This window comes from Acidovorax sp. SUPP2825, assembly GCF_030158995.1.
GTDB lineage: Bacteria > Pseudomonadota > Gammaproteobacteria > Burkholderiales > Burkholderiaceae_C > Paracidovorax.
Map to the genome: position 1 here is coordinate 455038 of NZ_BQXK01000001.1, position 14370 is coordinate 469407.

15 protein-coding genes are annotated in these 14370 nt (G+C 65.7%); 7 read left to right on the forward strand and 8 right to left on the reverse strand.

Going from position 1 to position 14370, the window contains the following annotated elements; genetic code table 11:
- Positions 1-3: 3 nt before the first annotated feature.
- Positions 4-933 carry a polyprenyl synthetase family protein gene (locus tag AVAK2825_RS02165; protein ID WP_284393923.1) on the reverse strand — a complete coding sequence of 310 codons (930 nt, stop codon included), beginning with the start codon at positions 931-933 and terminating at the stop codon, positions 4-6.
- A 256-nt stretch (positions 934-1189) separates the two neighbouring features.
- On the opposite strand from AVAK2825_RS02165, the gene rplU reads away from it, so the two are divergent.
- The 4 genes from rplU (at position 1190) to proB (ending at position 4188) form a co-directional block, all read left to right on the forward strand.
- Complete coding sequence (rplU, locus tag AVAK2825_RS02170) at positions 1190-1501, forward strand: 50S ribosomal protein L21 (protein ID WP_092741307.1); 312 nt, start codon at positions 1190-1192, stop codon at positions 1499-1501.
- A 14-nt stretch (positions 1502-1515) separates the two neighbouring features.
- Complete coding sequence (gene rpmA / locus AVAK2825_RS02175) at positions 1516-1773, forward strand: 50S ribosomal protein L27 (protein ID WP_272548923.1); 258 nt, start codon at positions 1516-1518, stop codon at positions 1771-1773.
- 123 nt (positions 1774-1896) lie between these two features.
- A complete protein-coding gene (gene cgtA, locus AVAK2825_RS02180) occupies positions 1897-2967 on the forward strand; it encodes an Obg family GTPase CgtA (protein ID WP_272565511.1) in 1071 nt (356 codons plus the stop codon).
- A gap of 81 nt (positions 2968-3048) precedes the next feature.
- Entirely contained in the window at positions 3049-4188 is a 1140-nt protein-coding gene (gene proB, locus AVAK2825_RS02185) for a glutamate 5-kinase (RefSeq protein ID WP_272565509.1), read from the forward strand.
- A gap of 55 nt (positions 4189-4243) precedes the next feature.
- Here proB and AVAK2825_RS02190 read toward each other — a convergent pair whose 3' ends face one another.
- Positions 4244-4951, reverse strand: a complete 708-nt coding sequence (locus tag AVAK2825_RS02190) for an RNA pyrophosphohydrolase (protein WP_272565507.1) — start codon at positions 4949-4951, stop codon at positions 4244-4246.
- A 91-nt stretch (positions 4952-5042) separates the two neighbouring features.
- On the opposite strand from AVAK2825_RS02190, the gene AVAK2825_RS02195 reads away from it, so the two are divergent.
- Together AVAK2825_RS02195 and AVAK2825_RS02200 are read left to right on the forward strand one after the other, a co-directional pair.
- The gene (locus AVAK2825_RS02195) at positions 5043-6785 is read left to right on the forward strand and encodes a proline--tRNA ligase (protein WP_284393733.1); all 1743 of its coding nucleotides are present in this window, start codon (positions 5043-5045) and stop codon (positions 6783-6785) included.
- Entirely contained in the window at positions 6782-7471 is a 690-nt protein-coding gene (locus AVAK2825_RS02200; protein ID WP_284393735.1) for a lytic transglycosylase domain-containing protein, read from the forward strand. Before AVAK2825_RS02195 ends, AVAK2825_RS02200 begins: the two co-directional genes overlap by 4 nt.
- Positions 7472-7504: 33 nt before the next feature.
- On the opposite strand, the gene paeA is transcribed toward AVAK2825_RS02200, so the two are convergent.
- The 6 genes from paeA to hemA form a co-directional block, all read right to left on the reverse strand.
- Positions 7505-8833 carry a polyamine export protein PaeA gene (paeA, locus tag AVAK2825_RS02205; RefSeq protein ID WP_272565502.1) on the reverse strand — a complete coding sequence of 443 codons (1329 nt, stop codon included), beginning with the start codon at positions 8831-8833 and terminating at the stop codon, positions 7505-7507.
- 116 nt (positions 8834-8949) lie between these two features.
- Positions 8950-9957, reverse strand: coding sequence for an AAA family ATPase (locus AVAK2825_RS02210; protein WP_284393738.1), 1008 nt, complete (start codon positions 9955-9957; stop codon positions 8950-8952).
- A 158-nt stretch (positions 9958-10115) separates the two neighbouring features.
- Positions 10116-10442, reverse strand: a complete 327-nt coding sequence (gene grxD, locus AVAK2825_RS02215; RefSeq protein ID WP_272565499.1) for a Grx4 family monothiol glutaredoxin — start codon at positions 10440-10442, stop codon at positions 10116-10118.
- A 172-nt stretch (positions 10443-10614) separates the two neighbouring features.
- Positions 10615-11463, reverse strand: a complete 849-nt coding sequence (gene prmC, locus AVAK2825_RS02220) for a peptide chain release factor N(5)-glutamine methyltransferase (protein ID WP_284393925.1) — start codon at positions 11461-11463, stop codon at positions 10615-10617.
- A 62-nt stretch (positions 11464-11525) separates the two neighbouring features.
- Positions 11526-12608: a peptide chain release factor 1 gene (gene prfA, locus AVAK2825_RS02225; protein WP_284393740.1), complete on the reverse strand. Its 1083-nt coding sequence runs from the start codon at positions 12606-12608 to the stop codon at positions 11526-11528.
- A 103-nt stretch (positions 12609-12711) separates the two neighbouring features.
- Positions 12712-14010 carry a glutamyl-tRNA reductase gene (gene hemA, locus AVAK2825_RS02230; RefSeq protein WP_284393743.1) on the reverse strand — a complete coding sequence of 433 codons (1299 nt, stop codon included), beginning with the start codon at positions 14008-14010 and terminating at the stop codon, positions 12712-12714.
- A gap of 73 nt (positions 14011-14083) precedes the next feature.
- Between hemA and AVAK2825_RS02235 the strand changes: the two genes are divergently transcribed.
- Entirely contained in the window at positions 14084-14359 is a 276-nt protein-coding gene (locus AVAK2825_RS02235) for a hypothetical protein (protein WP_284393749.1), read from the forward strand.
- Positions 14360-14370 lie beyond the last annotated feature (11 nt).

Sequence of the window (14370 nt, forward strand, 5' to 3'; positions counted from 1 at the left end):
CAATTACAGACGCCGCTCCAGCAATTGCGAGGCCAATTCTAGCAAACCTTCCGTGTAGCGATTGGAGGGCAATTGCCTTGCAGCATCGATTGCCTGCTGTGCTTGGGCCGCAGCGGCAAGTCGGGTTGCTTCCAGGGCCCCGGTGCTCTTCACAATTTGCACGATGGCTGGAAGCTCTTCCACCGCGCCCGTCTGTATGGCGCTCTCTATCAGGCGCCGCTGGTCCTGGGTGCCGCGCTGCATGGCAATGATCAGGGGCAGGGTCACTTTGCCCTCCCGAAGATCATCTCCCAGATTTTTACCCATCTCTGAAGAGTCGCCGTCGTAGTCGAGCACATCGTCAATCACCTGGAATGCGGTGCCGAGCGCCTGACCGTAATCTGCGCAGGCTTTCTCCAGATCTGGTGAACTGCGAGCCAGAATCGCTGCCAGCCGGGCGCTTGCTTCAAAGAGTTTGGCCGTCTTCGACCGGATGACCTCCAGATAGCCCTGCTCATCCAGCGATGCGTCATGGGTGTTCATGAGCTGCTGCACTTCCCCTTCGGCGATGACATTGGTGGCCTCTGAAAGAATCTGCATCACGCGCATGTCATCCGCATCGACCATCATCTGGAAGGCGCGCGAGTGCAGGAAATCGCCGACCAGCACGCTTGCCGGATTGCCGAAGTTCTCGTTGGCTGTCGGGCGCCCTCGCCGCAGCGTGGACTCATCCACCACATCATCGTGCAGCAAGGTCGCGGTATGGATGAACTCCACCACCGCTGCAAGATTGAAACGCTGAAGCCCCTTGTAGCCGAGCGCGCCGCACATCAGCAAAAGCAAGGCTGGACGCAGGCGCTTGCCACCTGCGGAAATGATGTAGCGGGCAATGTCTCCCACAAGAGAGACTGACGAATTCAGCCGGGCGGCAATGACTTTATCCACCTCGTGCATGTCGTCGGCGATCAAGGCGAGGGTTGCTGAAGTGCTGGAGGTGGTGGTGGACAAGATGAGCGTGTGCAGCGACGAAAAATGGATTATAGGAATCGCTTTGTACCGACTCGGGTGCTCCTGGCTTGCCCACCGCAAAAGACGACTTTTCCGGTTGCGGCCTGGTCGGATGCGGCCGGCTGGCTAAAAAAGTTGCCTCGTGCTATAGTCGCCGGCTCTGCGGAAATTCGTCCGCAGAACTCCATTCAAAGAGGTTCACATGTACGCGGTCATAAAAACCGGCGGCAAGCAGTATCGCGTTGCTTCCGGCGAAAAAATTAAAGTAGAACAGATTGCTGCGGACGTAGGCCAGGAAATTGTGATCGACCAGGTTCTGGCCGTCGGAAACGGCGCTGAAATCAAGGTTGGTACCCCCCTGGTGTCCGGCGCAACCGTCACGGCAACCGTCGTGGCGCACGGCAAGCACGACAAAGTGCACATCTTCAAGATGCGCCGTCGCAAGCACTATCAGAAACGCCAAGGCCATCGCCAGCAGTTCACCGAGCTGCAAATCGGTGCGATCGCCGGTTAAAAGGAGCTGATGTCATGGCACAGAAAAAAGGCGGCGGCTCTACGCGAAACGGGCGCGATTCCAAGCCCAAGATGCTCGGTGTGAAGGCTTTCGGCGGCGAATTGATCAGCGCGGGCTCGATCATCGTTCGTCAGCGCGGTACGCGTTTCCACCCCGGCACGAACGTCGGTGTGGGCAAGGACCACACGCTGTTCGCACTGGTCGATGGCCACGTGTCCTTCGGCACCAAGGGCGCACTGTCCAAGCACACCGTCAATGTGACGCCGGCCTGACGCCTGCCACTTGATGCTTTCGAAGCCCCGACCTGTCGGGGCTTTGTCGTTTTGGAAGTGTTGGCTGCCGGATGAATCGGCACGGCGTCGCTTTCCGAACCCTGTTTTGTAAACTGGATCCCCATGAAGTTCGTCGACGAAGCCTTTATCGACATTGCTGCCGGCGACGGCGGCAATGGTTGTGTGTCGTTCCGGCACGAAAAGTACAAGGAGTTCGGCGGTCCCAATGGGGGCGACGGCGGCCGGGGCGGGCATGTCTTTGCCGTGGCCGACCCGAACTTGAATACGCTCGTGGACTTCCGCTATTCCCGCCGCCACGAGGCCAAGCGTGGTGAGCACGGCATGGGGTCGGACATGTTCGGCGCCGCTGGTGATGACATCACATTGAAAATGCCGGTGGGCACCATCATCACCGATGCCGAGACGGGTGAAGTGCTGTATGAACTGTTGGTGCCGGGCGAGGTGATCACCATCGCCAAGGGTGGCGACGGCGGTTTTGGCAACATGCGGTTCAAAAGTGCCATCAACCGTGCGCCGCGCCAGAAAACACCAGGATGGCCTGGCGAGAAGAAAAATCTCAAGCTGGAGTTGAAGGTGCTTGCCGATGTCGGACTGCTGGGCATGCCCAATGCCGGCAAATCCACCTTGATCGCCGCCATTTCCAATGCGCGGCCCAAGATCGCCGACTACCCCTTCACGACGTTGCACCCCAATCTGGGCGTGGTTCGGGTGGGGCCGGAGCAGAGCTTCGTCGTCGCCGACATTCCTGGGTTGATCGAAGGCGCTTCCGAAGGGGCCGGGCTCGGGCACCAGTTCTTGCGCCACCTCCAGCGCACGCGTTTGCTGTTGCACGTGATCGATCTGGCGCCTTTCGATGACGCTGTCGATCCTGTCGCGCAAGCCAAGGCCATCGTGGGCGAGCTCAAGAAGTACGACGCGGGTCTCTATGACAAGCCGCGCTGGCTGGTGCTCAACAAGCTGGACATGGTTCCCAAGGAAGAGCGTGAAGCGCGCGTTCGGGATTTCGTGAAGCGGTTCAAGTGGAAGGGGCCTGTTTTCGAGATTTCAGCCTTGACGCGCGAGGGCTGCGAGCCGTTGATCCATGCCATTTACCGGCATGTGCAGGTTCAGCAGAAGGCCGAACAGACGCCGGAAGAGGTGGATCCACGTTTCGTGGGCGATCGGCCCGAGTGATCCGTCTGCTTCGCCATTCCTGCTACTTATTCAATAGCGTTCATCGCTTGGCCATCCAGCGCTGACGCCAATACTGTCCATATGGTTTCCAGCATATTGCGCGACGCGCGCCGCATTGTCGTCAAAGTAGGGTCGAGCCTTGTGACCAACGAGGGCCGTGGCCTGGATGAGGCTGCCATCGGCGAATGGAGTCGCCAGCTGGCGGCGCTGGCGCGCGGTGAATCGGGTGGGCGGCGCGAGGTGGTCATGGTGTCCAGCGGGGCGATTGCGGAGGGTATGAAGCGTCTGGGTTGGGCAACGCGCCCGCATGAGATCCACGAGCTTCAGGCGGCTGCGGCGGTCGGCCAGATGGGGCTGGCGCAGATGTACGAGACCAAGTTGAGGGAACAAGGGCTAGGTAGTGCGCAAGTGCTCCTCACGCATGCCGATCTGGCGGATCGGGAGCGGTATTTGAATGCCCGGTCCACGTTGCTCACCCTGCTGCGCCTGGGCGTGGTGCCTGTGATCAACGAGAACGATACCGTGGTCACGGATGAGATCAAGTTCGGCGATAACGATACGCTCGGTGCGTTGGTGGCCAATCTGGTGGAGGCCGATGCCTTGATCATCCTGACGGATCAAAAGGGGCTTTACACGGCAGATCCACGGCGCAATCCGGACGCACAGTTCGTGCATGAAGCTCAGGCGGGCGATCTCGCCCTGGAGGCGATGGCGGGGGGCGTGGGCTCCAGCATCGGCCGGGGCGGCATGATCACGAAGATCATTGCCGCCAAGCGGGCCGCGGGTTCAGGCGCCTCCACCGTGATCGCGTGGGGCCGCGAGACCGATGTGCTCGTTCGCCTGACCCAGGGCGAAGCCATCGGAACGCTGCTGGTCGCGCAGACGCAGAAAAAGCAGGCGCGCAAGCAATGGATGGCGGACCATCTGCAACTCCGTGGCGCCGTGACCGTGGACATGGGAGCGGCGGTCAAGCTGCGAACCGAGGGAAAAAGCCTTCTGCCGATCGGCATGACCGCCGTGGAGGGGGATTTTTCTCGCGGTGACGTCATCGCCGTGCGTGATGAGACCGGGGCGGAAGTGGCGCGGGGGCTTGCCAACTACGCCAGTGCGGAGGCGCGATTGCTATGCCGCAAGCCCTCGGCGGAATTCGAACGGTTGCTGGGGTATGTCGCCGAGCCAGAGATGGTGCACCGGGATAACATGGTGCTGGCAAACGCCTGACGCACAGGCATGGCCTTGCGGGCTGCCTTTTCCTTGCGGAGAAGGCGGCGGCGCGTCAAACCAATTTGGGCAGGAACTGCGAAGGCGACAGAGGAATGCCAGCTCCCTGTTCCGAAGGGGGCGAGGTGGCTTTGCTCTTTTGAGGGTCGGGGTCGAAGCTGGCACCCGGGGGCATTTCCATACCAGGACTGACCAGCAGGGAGCCTGCCCGGTGCATGGGCATGCCGCTGGGCAAGCCTTCGCCTTCACGGGAGCGCATGCCGCTGCGCAGATAGCGATTGCGTTGCTCGTGGCGCGGCAGAAAGCGTGCCAACTCGGTGAGCGCCATTTCATACACGCCACGCTTGAACTCCACCACCACATCGAGCGGTACCCAGTAATCGTTCCAACGCCAAGCGTCGAACTCGGGGTGGTTGGTGGCGCGCAGATTCAGGTCCCAGTCATGGCCCAGCAGCTGCAGCAGATACCAGATTTGCTTCTGGCCCTTGTAGTGTCCGCGCGCATCGCGGCGGATGTACCGGTCAGGCACCTCATAGCGCAACCAGTCCCTGGTGCGGGCAACCACGCGCACATGGCCCGGCTGCAATCCCACTTCTTCGTGCAGTTCGCGGTACATTGCCTGTTCGGGAGTTTCCCCCCTGTCGATGCCGCCCTGCGGGAACTGCCAGCTGTGGGTGCGGATCCGCTTGCCCCAGAACACCTGGTTTTTCTGGTTGAGCAGGATGATGCCGACGTTCGGCCGAAAGCCGTCCCGGTCAAGCATAATCTAACCCCAATTTTTTAAACTGTGACCATTATGCACGGCGCCTTGTGCGCAGCAAGCAGACCGGGCGCAATTGCATGAAATCCCCCCAATGAAAGCGTCCCAATTCTTCGTCTCCACCCTCAAGGAAGCCCCGGCCGATGCGGAAGTGGTCAGCCACAAGCTCATGACGCGGGCGGGCCTCATCAAGAAGCTGGGGGCGGGCATCTACAACTACATGCCCATGGGACTGCGCGTGATCCGCAAGGTGGAGGCCATCGTGCGGGAAGAGATGAACCGGGCCGGCGCCGTCGAGGTCGCCATGCCCGTGGTGCAGCCGGCGGAGTTCTGGCAGGAGACCGGCCGCTTCGACAAGATGGGTCCGGAACTGCTGCGCATCCAGGACCGGCACGGGCGCGATTTCGTGATCCAGCCCACGAGCGAAGAAGTGGTCACTGACATCGCCCGCCAGGAACTTCGCAGCTACAAGCAGCTGCCCAAGAACCTGTACCAGATCCAGACCAAGTTCCGTGACGAGCGCCGCCCGCGTTTCGGGCTGATGCGGGGCCGCGAGTTCATCATGAAGGACGCCTACTCCTTCGACCGCGATCAGGATGCCGCCAAGGCCAGCTACCAGGTGATGGCCCAGGCCTACCGCCGCATCTTCGACCGCTTCGGCCTGACCTACCGGGCCGTGGCCGCGGACAGCGGCGCGATCGGCGGCGACCTGAGCGAGGAATTCCAGGTCATCGCCGCCACGGGCGAGGACGCGATCGTCTACTGCCCCCAGAGCGATTACGCCGCGAACATGGAAAAGGCCGAGGCGCTGGCCCCCGCAGGCCCGCGGCCAGCGGCAGCCCAGGCCCTGGCCAAGACGCCCACGCCGGGCAAGAGCACCTGCGCGGATGTGGCGCAATTGCTGGGCGTGGCGCTGCAGACCACCGTGAAGTCCCTGGTGCTCGCCACCGACGAGACCAACGAGGCCGGCGAGATCGTCAAGACGCAGGTCTGGCTGCTGCTGCTGCGCGGCGACCACGACATGAACGAGATCAAGGTGTCCAAGGTGCCGGGCCTGGCGGGTTTCCGTTTTGCCACCGTGGGTGAGATTGAAGACCACTTCGGCTGCAAGCCGGGCTACCTGGGCCCACTGCAGCTGCAAAAGCCGGTGAAGCTGGTGGTGGACCGCGAAGTGGCCGTGATGGCCGATTGGATCTGCGGTGCCAACGCGATTGACTTCCACATGACGGGCGTGAACTGGGGACGCGATCTGCCGGAGCCCGAGGTGGTGGCCGACCTGCGCAACGTCGTGGCGGGGGACCGCTCGCCGGACGGCCAGGGTGAACTCGCCATCGAGCGCGGCATCGAAGTCGGCCATGTGTTCTACCTCGGGACCAAGTACAGCAAAGCCATGAACGCCACCTTCCTGGGCGAGGATGGCAAGCCCGCATTCTTCGAGATGGGCTGCTACGGCATCGGCATCACCCGCCTGCCGGCCGCCGCCATCGAACAGAACCACGACGACCGCGGCATCATCTGGCCCGACGCCATCGCCCCCTTCACGGTGGTGGTGTGCCCGATCGGCATGGACCGCAGCGCGGAGGTCAAGGCCGCGGCCGAACAGCTCTACGGTGATCTGCTGGCGGCCGGCGTGGACGTGCTGCTGGATGACCGCGGCGAGCGCCCGGGCGCGATGTTCGCCGACTGGGAGCTGATCGGCGTGCCGCACCGCGTGGTGATCTCCGACCGTGGGCTCAAGGAAGGCCAGCTGGAATACCAGCACCGCCGCGATACCGCCGCGACCAAGGTCGCCACGGCCGATATCCTGGCGCACATCAAGGGTCGGCTGACACCATGAGCGCGATGAAAGGCGAGGCCGGGGCGGTTTCGCGCCGGGCCTGTCTGGTGTCCTTGTCCGCTGGGCCGGCGGCTTGGCTGGCGGCCCCCCAGGCCGCCCATGCCGGGGGGCAACTGGAAGAACCCCTGATCGATTCCGTGCGCACCGCCTTGAGTTCCGCGGTGCTCAACCAGGCGCCGCCCGAACCCCAGTTCGGCACGACGGAAGCGCGGCTGCTGTACCTGCGCTGGCTGGGCACCATGAGCGACCGACTGCGCCGCCGCAAGCCGGATTGGGAGGTGCGCCGGGATTTCCTGCAGACCGTCTGGTACGAGTCCAAGAGGGCAGGGCTCGATGTGTCGCTGGTGCTCGGCCTGGTGCAGGTCGAAAGCGCGTTTCGCAAGTTCGCCGTGTCCAGCGTGGGCGCGCGGGGCTACATGCAGGTGATGCCGTTCTGGACGCGGGTGATCGGCGACGGCGATCCGGGCAAGCTGTTTCACATGCAGACCAACCTGCGCTTCGGCTGCGTGATCCTGCGCCACTACCTCGATCGGGAGCGTGGCGATCTGTTCATGACGCTGGGCCGCTACAACGGCAGCCGTGGCCGGCCGCAGTACCCCGACTCGGTGTTCGCTGCACAGCGCAACTGGGTGTTCCAGGACCGCATCACCACCGCAGCCGAGGGCCTCGCACCGGCCGGTGGGTAGCCGCCCGGTGGGGCCTCCTGGGTGCCGCCGCCCTCAGATGGCGCTGGCCGCGGCGATGGGCACGCCGTTCGCATCCTGCAGCCGCGACACCATGATCTGGTCGATGCGGTAGCTGTCCACGTCCAGCACCTCGAACTTGTAGCCGCCCCAGTTCACGCTGTCGGTGCGCCGGGGCACGCGGCGCAGCATCACCATGAGGAAGCCGGCCAGCGTTTCGTACTCTTCGGCGTGGGGCAGTTCGTCCAGGTTCAGTGCGCGCAGCACGTCTTCGACCGGGGTGACGCCGTCGATGAGCCAGGAGTTCTCGTCGCGGCGCACGATCTGCTCCTCGTCCGCCGGGCCCATGACGAGGTCGCCCATCACGGTGCTCATCACGTCGTTCAGGGTGACGACACCCACCACCAGGCTGTATTCGTTCACGATGACCGCAAAGTCTTCGTGCACCTGGCGAAACTGCTCCAGCACTTCGGACAGGGACAGCCGGTCCGGCACGATGAGCACCTTGCGCACCAGGCCCTCGTCGGCCAGCGAGATGGGCTGGTTGTTGAGCACGCGCTGGAAGAGGTCCTTGGCGTCCACGTAGCCGACCACGTGGTCGATGTCGCCGTCGCACACGGGATAGGTCGAGAAGGGCTCTTCCGCAATGCGCGCTCGGATCACGGTATCGGGATCGTCGCGCAGGAAGTACGCGATGCGGTCGCGCTGCGACATGGCGCTGCCGACGGTGCGCGTGTCCAACTCGAACACGTTCTCGATCACCTGCTGCTCCCGCGCGGCCAGCACGCCGGCGCGGGCACCGGCCTCCATCATGGCCAGGATGTCGTCGGAGGTCACCCGGTCGTCCCGCAGCGACGACAGCCCCAGCATGCGGAACAGCAGGTCCGCGCTGCGGCTGTAGAGCCAGACCACGGGCCGCAGCACGGTCATCAGCAGCTTCATCGGCGCTGACACGCGCAGGGCCAGGCGTTCGGGATTGGCCATGCCCAGCCGCTTGGGAAACAGGTCAGCCAGCAGGATGAACAGCGAGGTGATGATGGTGAACGACGCCAGGAAGCCCGCGGTCTCCGCGCGTGCGTTGCTCAGCCAGTAGGCGAACAGTTCGGTGAAATGGGGGCTGAGCGCGCCTTCGCCCACGATGCCGCCCAGGATGGCGACGGCGTTCTGGCCGACCTGCACCACGGTGAAATAGTCGCCGGGCTGCTCCTGCATGCGCATGACGCGGTCGGCGCGGGTGTCGCCTTCGTCGGCCATCTGGCGCAGGCGCAGGCGGCGCGAAGCCGCCAGGGAGATTTCCGCGATGGAGAAGAACGCGCTGGCCACGATGAGGAGGCCGATAACGAAGAGACTTTGGGACAGGGTCATGGGACGGCAGGCGCCGCCATGATCGTGCTGTGCGCCAGCGTGCCGAGTGTAGCCGCCCTGCCGCGCGCCTTCGCTCGCCCGCACGCAGGGGATGCGAGCGGGCGGCGAGGGCTACTTCACTGCAGGAAGCCGATGCGCGATTTGCCGCCTGCGCTGCGCGGCAGGTCGCCCACTTCGATCGCGCTGCGGTGCTGCAGGCGCGCGTTGCCGAAGCCCGTCATCAGGGCGCGGCGCATTTCGCGCGGGGGCATCTGCGCGAGCAGGTCCAGCACGTCGGACTGCGGCTCGGGGTCGAGCATGCGGCCCCAGTCGTGGCCGTTGCGGATGCCCTGGTAGAGGTTGCGCGCGATGGCGCGGGCCTGCTCCGGCGTGGGCGCCTGTACCTCGAACACGTTCATGCGGTTGAGGATGGGGTCGGGAATGCCGCGCTCGTCGTTGGCGGTGGTGATCCAGATGACCTGGCTCGCGTCGATGGCGACCTCGGCGAACTCGTCGGTGAAGCTCTGCGCCGTGTCGTGCTCCAGCAGGCCATACAGCGCGCCCAGCGGGTCGTACTGCGCGTCGCTCGCGGCCTTGTCGATCTCGTCCACGACGATGACGGGGTTGGCGTATTCGCCCTCCACCAGCGCCTCGAACACCTTGCCGGGCCGCGCGCCCTTCCACTGCGAGGACGAGCCCGACAGCAGCCAGCCAGCGGTCATCGAACTCATGGGCACGAGGTTCATGCCGGTGCCGAGCAACTCGGCCAGGTGCCGCGCGAAGTGGGTCTTGCCGATACCGGGAGGGCCCAGCAGCAGCATGGGCGTGACTTCGAGCCCATCGCGGCTGTCCTGCGCCAGGGCCACGTGGCGCTTCACGTCGTCGAGGACGTCGGTGAAGTTGGGCAACTGGTCGTAGAGGTGGGCCATGTCCGGCACGCCGGAAGGCTTGACCTGGAAGCGTTCGGGCCCGCGTTCCAGCATGCGTTCGTACACCGCGCGCAGATTCTCGTATTCGCGCTGGCTGCCGCCGTCCTGCAGCCGCGTGAGCTTGCGCTCGACGTCGCAGGGGTGGAACACGTTGCGCAACTGGGCCACCGGCAGGCTCAGGGCCGGCGTTTGCGGAACAAGGCTTTGTGTCGTCATGGCGCGCTCCTGTGTGAGGAAGTCACGCACCCATTCAAGCACACAACATGCCCGGTCTCAACGGCGGAAAAACCCCGTCAACCCGCCCTTGTTGTTCCCATGCAAAAGGCCGCCCTGGGGCGGCCTTCGGTCGATGCAGCCGCCAGGGGCTGCCGGCGTCACTCGCCTTGCGTGCCCAGCACCTGCTTGAGCTCGCCCGACTCGTACATCTCCATCATGATGTCCGAGCCGCCGATGAATTCACCCTTCACGTAGAGCTGCGGGATGGTGGGCCAGCTGCTGTATTCCTTGATGCCCTGGCGGATCTCCGGATCGTCCAGCACGTTCACCGTGGCCACGCTCTTGGGGTCCACGCCGCAGGCCTTCAGGAGCTGGATCGCGCGGCCCGAGAAGCCGCACATCGGAAAACTCGCGCTGCCCTTCATGAACAGCAGGATGTCGTTGGATTTGACGAGGGCGTCGATGCGTTGCTGGGTGTCGCTCATGGGTTGCTCCTGAAAGTGGCCGTGGATCGGCGGCAAGGCGTGATTATTTCACTGTCGGCGAAGGCCGGTGGGCGCTGCGGTGATCCGCGGCATGCCCTGGTGGTGGTGCGCAGGCTCCACATGGGGACGCCGCGGGCGCTTTCCAGTGCCGGCGGCCGGGGGATGGAGCGCATCACGGCGCGGGCGGGCGGCGGCCGCCGGTGCAGCGCGCATGCCCGGCCAGATCGGTGCGGCTTTGCACCTCGGTGAAGCCGGCCTGGCGCAGCAGCGCCTGCACGGCCTCGGCCTGGTCCCAGCCGTGCTCCAGCAGCAGCCAGCCGCCGGGCACCAGATGGGCCGGTGCTTGCACCGAAATGGTGCGGATGTCGTCCAGACCGTCCGCGCCGCTGGCCAAAGCGTTCAGGGGCTCGTGGACGAGGGCCGCCAGGTGCGGGTCGTCCGCCGCGATGTAGGGGGGATTGGAGACGATGGCATCGAACCTCTCGCTGTCGCTCAGGCCCGCGAGCCAATCGCCTTCGGCGAAGCGCACCGGCAGGCCCAACCGCTCGGCATTGGCCCGGGCGACCTGCAGGGCCTGGGCGCTGGCATCGACCGCCAGCACCTGCGCGTCGGGCCGCTGGTGCTGCAATGCGAGGGCGATGGCACCGCTGCCGGTGCCCAGGTCGGCCACGCGCGGGGCGGCGATGGGCTGCAGCACCTGCAGCGCCCAGTCCACCAGGGTTTCGGTGTCCGGTCGCGGGTCCAGCACGCGGGCATCGACCTGCAGCGCCAGGCCGTAGAACGCCTTGCGGCCCGTTAGGTAGGCCACCGGCTCGCCGGCCGAGCGGCGCCGGCACAGCGCCAGGAAGGCGTCCATCGCCGGCGGGGGCACGGCGTCGGTGTCGTGCGCCAGCAGCCAGGCGCGGCCGGCTTCGGGGCGGCCGAGCGCGTGCAGCAGCAGCAGCTGGGCGTCGATGCGTGGCAGGCCCAGGGTGTGGGCCTGGCCGAGCGCCTGGGCCAGGGTCGGTGAGGTGTTTGCTATTGAATTTATAGCATCCAAGGCAATGAATCCTTCGGCATCGGGGCGATGGGGCTGCAAACCGATCAGGCCGTGGTTTCCAGCTCGGCCAGTTGCTCGGCCTCGCGCGCGTGGCGCAGGGCGTCCAGCACGTCGGCGAGGTCGCCTTCCATGATGGCCAGCAGCTTGTAGAGCGTGAGGTTGATGCGGTGGTCGGTCAGGCGCCCCTGCGGGAAGTTGTAGGTGCGGATGCGGTCGCTGCGGTCGCCCGAGCCGATCAGTCCCTTGCGCAGGGCGGCCTCCTTGGCGGCGCGCTCGCTGCGTTCCTTTTCCTGGATGCGCGCCTGCAGCACCTGCAGGGCCTTGGCCTTGTTGCTGTGCTGGCTGCGCCCGTCCTGGCATTCGGCCACGATGCCGGTGGGCAGGTGGACCACGCGCACGGCCGAGTCGGTCTTGTTGATGTGCTGGCCGCCGGCGCCGCTGGCGCGGAAGGTGTCGATGCGCAGGTCGGCGGGGTTCAGGGTGATGGCCTGGTGTTCGTCGGGCTCGGGCATCACGGCCACGGTGCAGGCGCTGGTGTGGATGCGGCCCTGCGTTTCGGTGGCGGGCACGCGCTGCACGCGGTGGCCGCCGGATTCGAAACGCAGCGCGCCGTAGGCACCGTCTGCCTCCACGCGCAGCACCACTTCCTTGTAGCCGCCGATCTCGTTCTCGTTGGCGCTCAGGATCTCGATCTTCCAGCCCACATTGGCGGCATAGCGGGTGTACATGCGCGCCAGATCGCCCGCGAACAGGGCCGACTCATCGCCGCCCGTGCCCGCGCGGATTTCGAGGAAGGCATTGCGGGCGTCGTCGGGGTCCTTGGGCAGCAGCAGGCGCTGCAGCTCTGCTTCCAGCTGCGCCAACTCGGCCTCGGCGGCGGCGATCTCCTCCTGCGCCATCTCGGCCATGTCGGGGTCGGCGAGCATCTCGCGGGCGCCGGCCAGGTCGGCCTCGCGCTGCTGGTGGCGCGCGTAGCGGCCGGCGATCTGCGTGACCTCGGCGTGCTCGCGGGAGATGGTGCGGTACTGCGCCATGTCGGACATGATGTCCTCGCGCGAGAGCAGGAAGTCGAGCTCTTCGAGGCGCTGCGCATAGCGCTCGAGCTGGGTTCTGAGAAAGGGCTTCATCGTCGGGGGGAAAGAAATTGCTACGTTTTTTGTAGCTGATAGCGCTAGTGGAATCTGCGCTGGGGGCGTTTTTGGCCTGGTGGCAGGCCGCGCAGCCGCGTCGCTACAGGCCGGTCTTGCTTTGCGAGCGCAGGAACAGGCGCGAGACGGTCTGGGCCGTCTGGGCGCGGGTCTCGGCGTCGCCGGCCCGCAGTTCGGCCAGGGTGCCGTGCAGCATCTTCTGCGTGAGGCCGCGCGACAGGGCCTCCAGCACCGCGTCCATGTCCTCGCCCTTGGCCAGGAGCTTCTTGGCGCGGGCGATCTCCAGCGCGCGCCACTCGTCGGTCTGGACGTTGAGCTGCTGGATCAGCGGCACCACGCCGCCGGTGGGGCTGCGCTGGTCCATCCAGTGCATGAAGCTCTGCACGCCCGCGTCGATGATGGCCTCGGCCTGGGCCACGGCGGCCTGGCGGTGCGCCTGGGCGGTCTGCACCACGCCGGCCAGGTCGTCCACGGTGTAGAGGTAGATGTCTTCCAGCGCCTTGACCTCGGGCTCGATGTCGCGCGGCACGGCCAGGTCGACCATGAACATGGGGCGGTGGCGCCGCTTTTTTAGGGCGCGCTCCACGGCGCCCAGGCCGATGATGGGCAGGCTGCTGGCGGTGCAACTCACCACGGCGTCGAACTCGTGCAGGCGGTCGGGCAGGTCGGCCAGGCGCATGACCTCGCCGCCGAAGCGCGTGGCGAGCTTTTCACCGCGCTCCAGCGTGCGGTTGGCCACGGCGATGGCCTTGGGGTTCTTGGCGGCGAAGTGGGTGGCGGCCAGCTCGATCATCTCGCCCGCGCCGACGAACAGCACGCGGATCTCGGACAGGTCCTCGAACAGCTGGCCGGCCAGCCGCACGGCCGCGGCGGCCATGCTGATGCTGTGGGCGCCGATCTCGGTGCTGGTGCGCACTTCCTTGGCGACGGCGAAGCTGCGCTGAAAGAGCTGGTTGAGCGTGGTGCCCAGCGCGCCGGCGGTTTCGGCGGCGCGCACGGCGTCCTTCATCTGGCCGAGGATCTGCGCCTCGCCCAGCACCATGGAATCGAGCCCGCTGGCCACGCGGAAGGCATGGCGGGCCACCAGGCCGTCTTCCAGCGCGTAGGAGTGCGAGCGCAGCAGCGCGGGGCTGACGCCGCCGCTCTGGGCGAGCCAGCCCAGCGTGTGGTCCAGCGCGGATTCATTGCCGGCGCAGTAGATTTCGGTGCGGTTGCAGGTGGAGATGATGGCCGTCTCGACGCTGGGATGGCGGCTGGCACCGCCCAGCGACTGGCGCAAACCCTGCAGCGTGGGCGCGATCTGATCGAGCGCGAACGCAAAACGACCGCGCAGATCGAGCGGCGCGGTCGTGTGGTTGATGCCAAGGGCCCAGACTGCCATAAGCGGCGATTATAAAATTGCCGGCCCGATGCAGGGGGCTATGCCTGTAATAGTCTTGATCTGGGTCATGTCCATGGATGCTTTGTCCGCCGTCAACCATCTGCTGAATTTCGTGCTGCCCGCGTTCGCCGTGGCGCTGCTGCTGGTCGCCGGCTGCAAGGTCTTCCTGCGAAAGCGGGCGGCCACGCGCGAAACGCTGGCCCAGCTGGGCGTGCTGTTCGGGGTGGGCTGCCTCGTCCTCGCGGCCGGTCTGGCGTGGTGGGGACGCGACGGAAAGATGCTCACCTACGCGGCGCTGGCGGTGGGCTGCGCGACCGCGCAGTGGGTGCTGCTGCGCGGCTGGCGCTGAGAAAGAGGCGC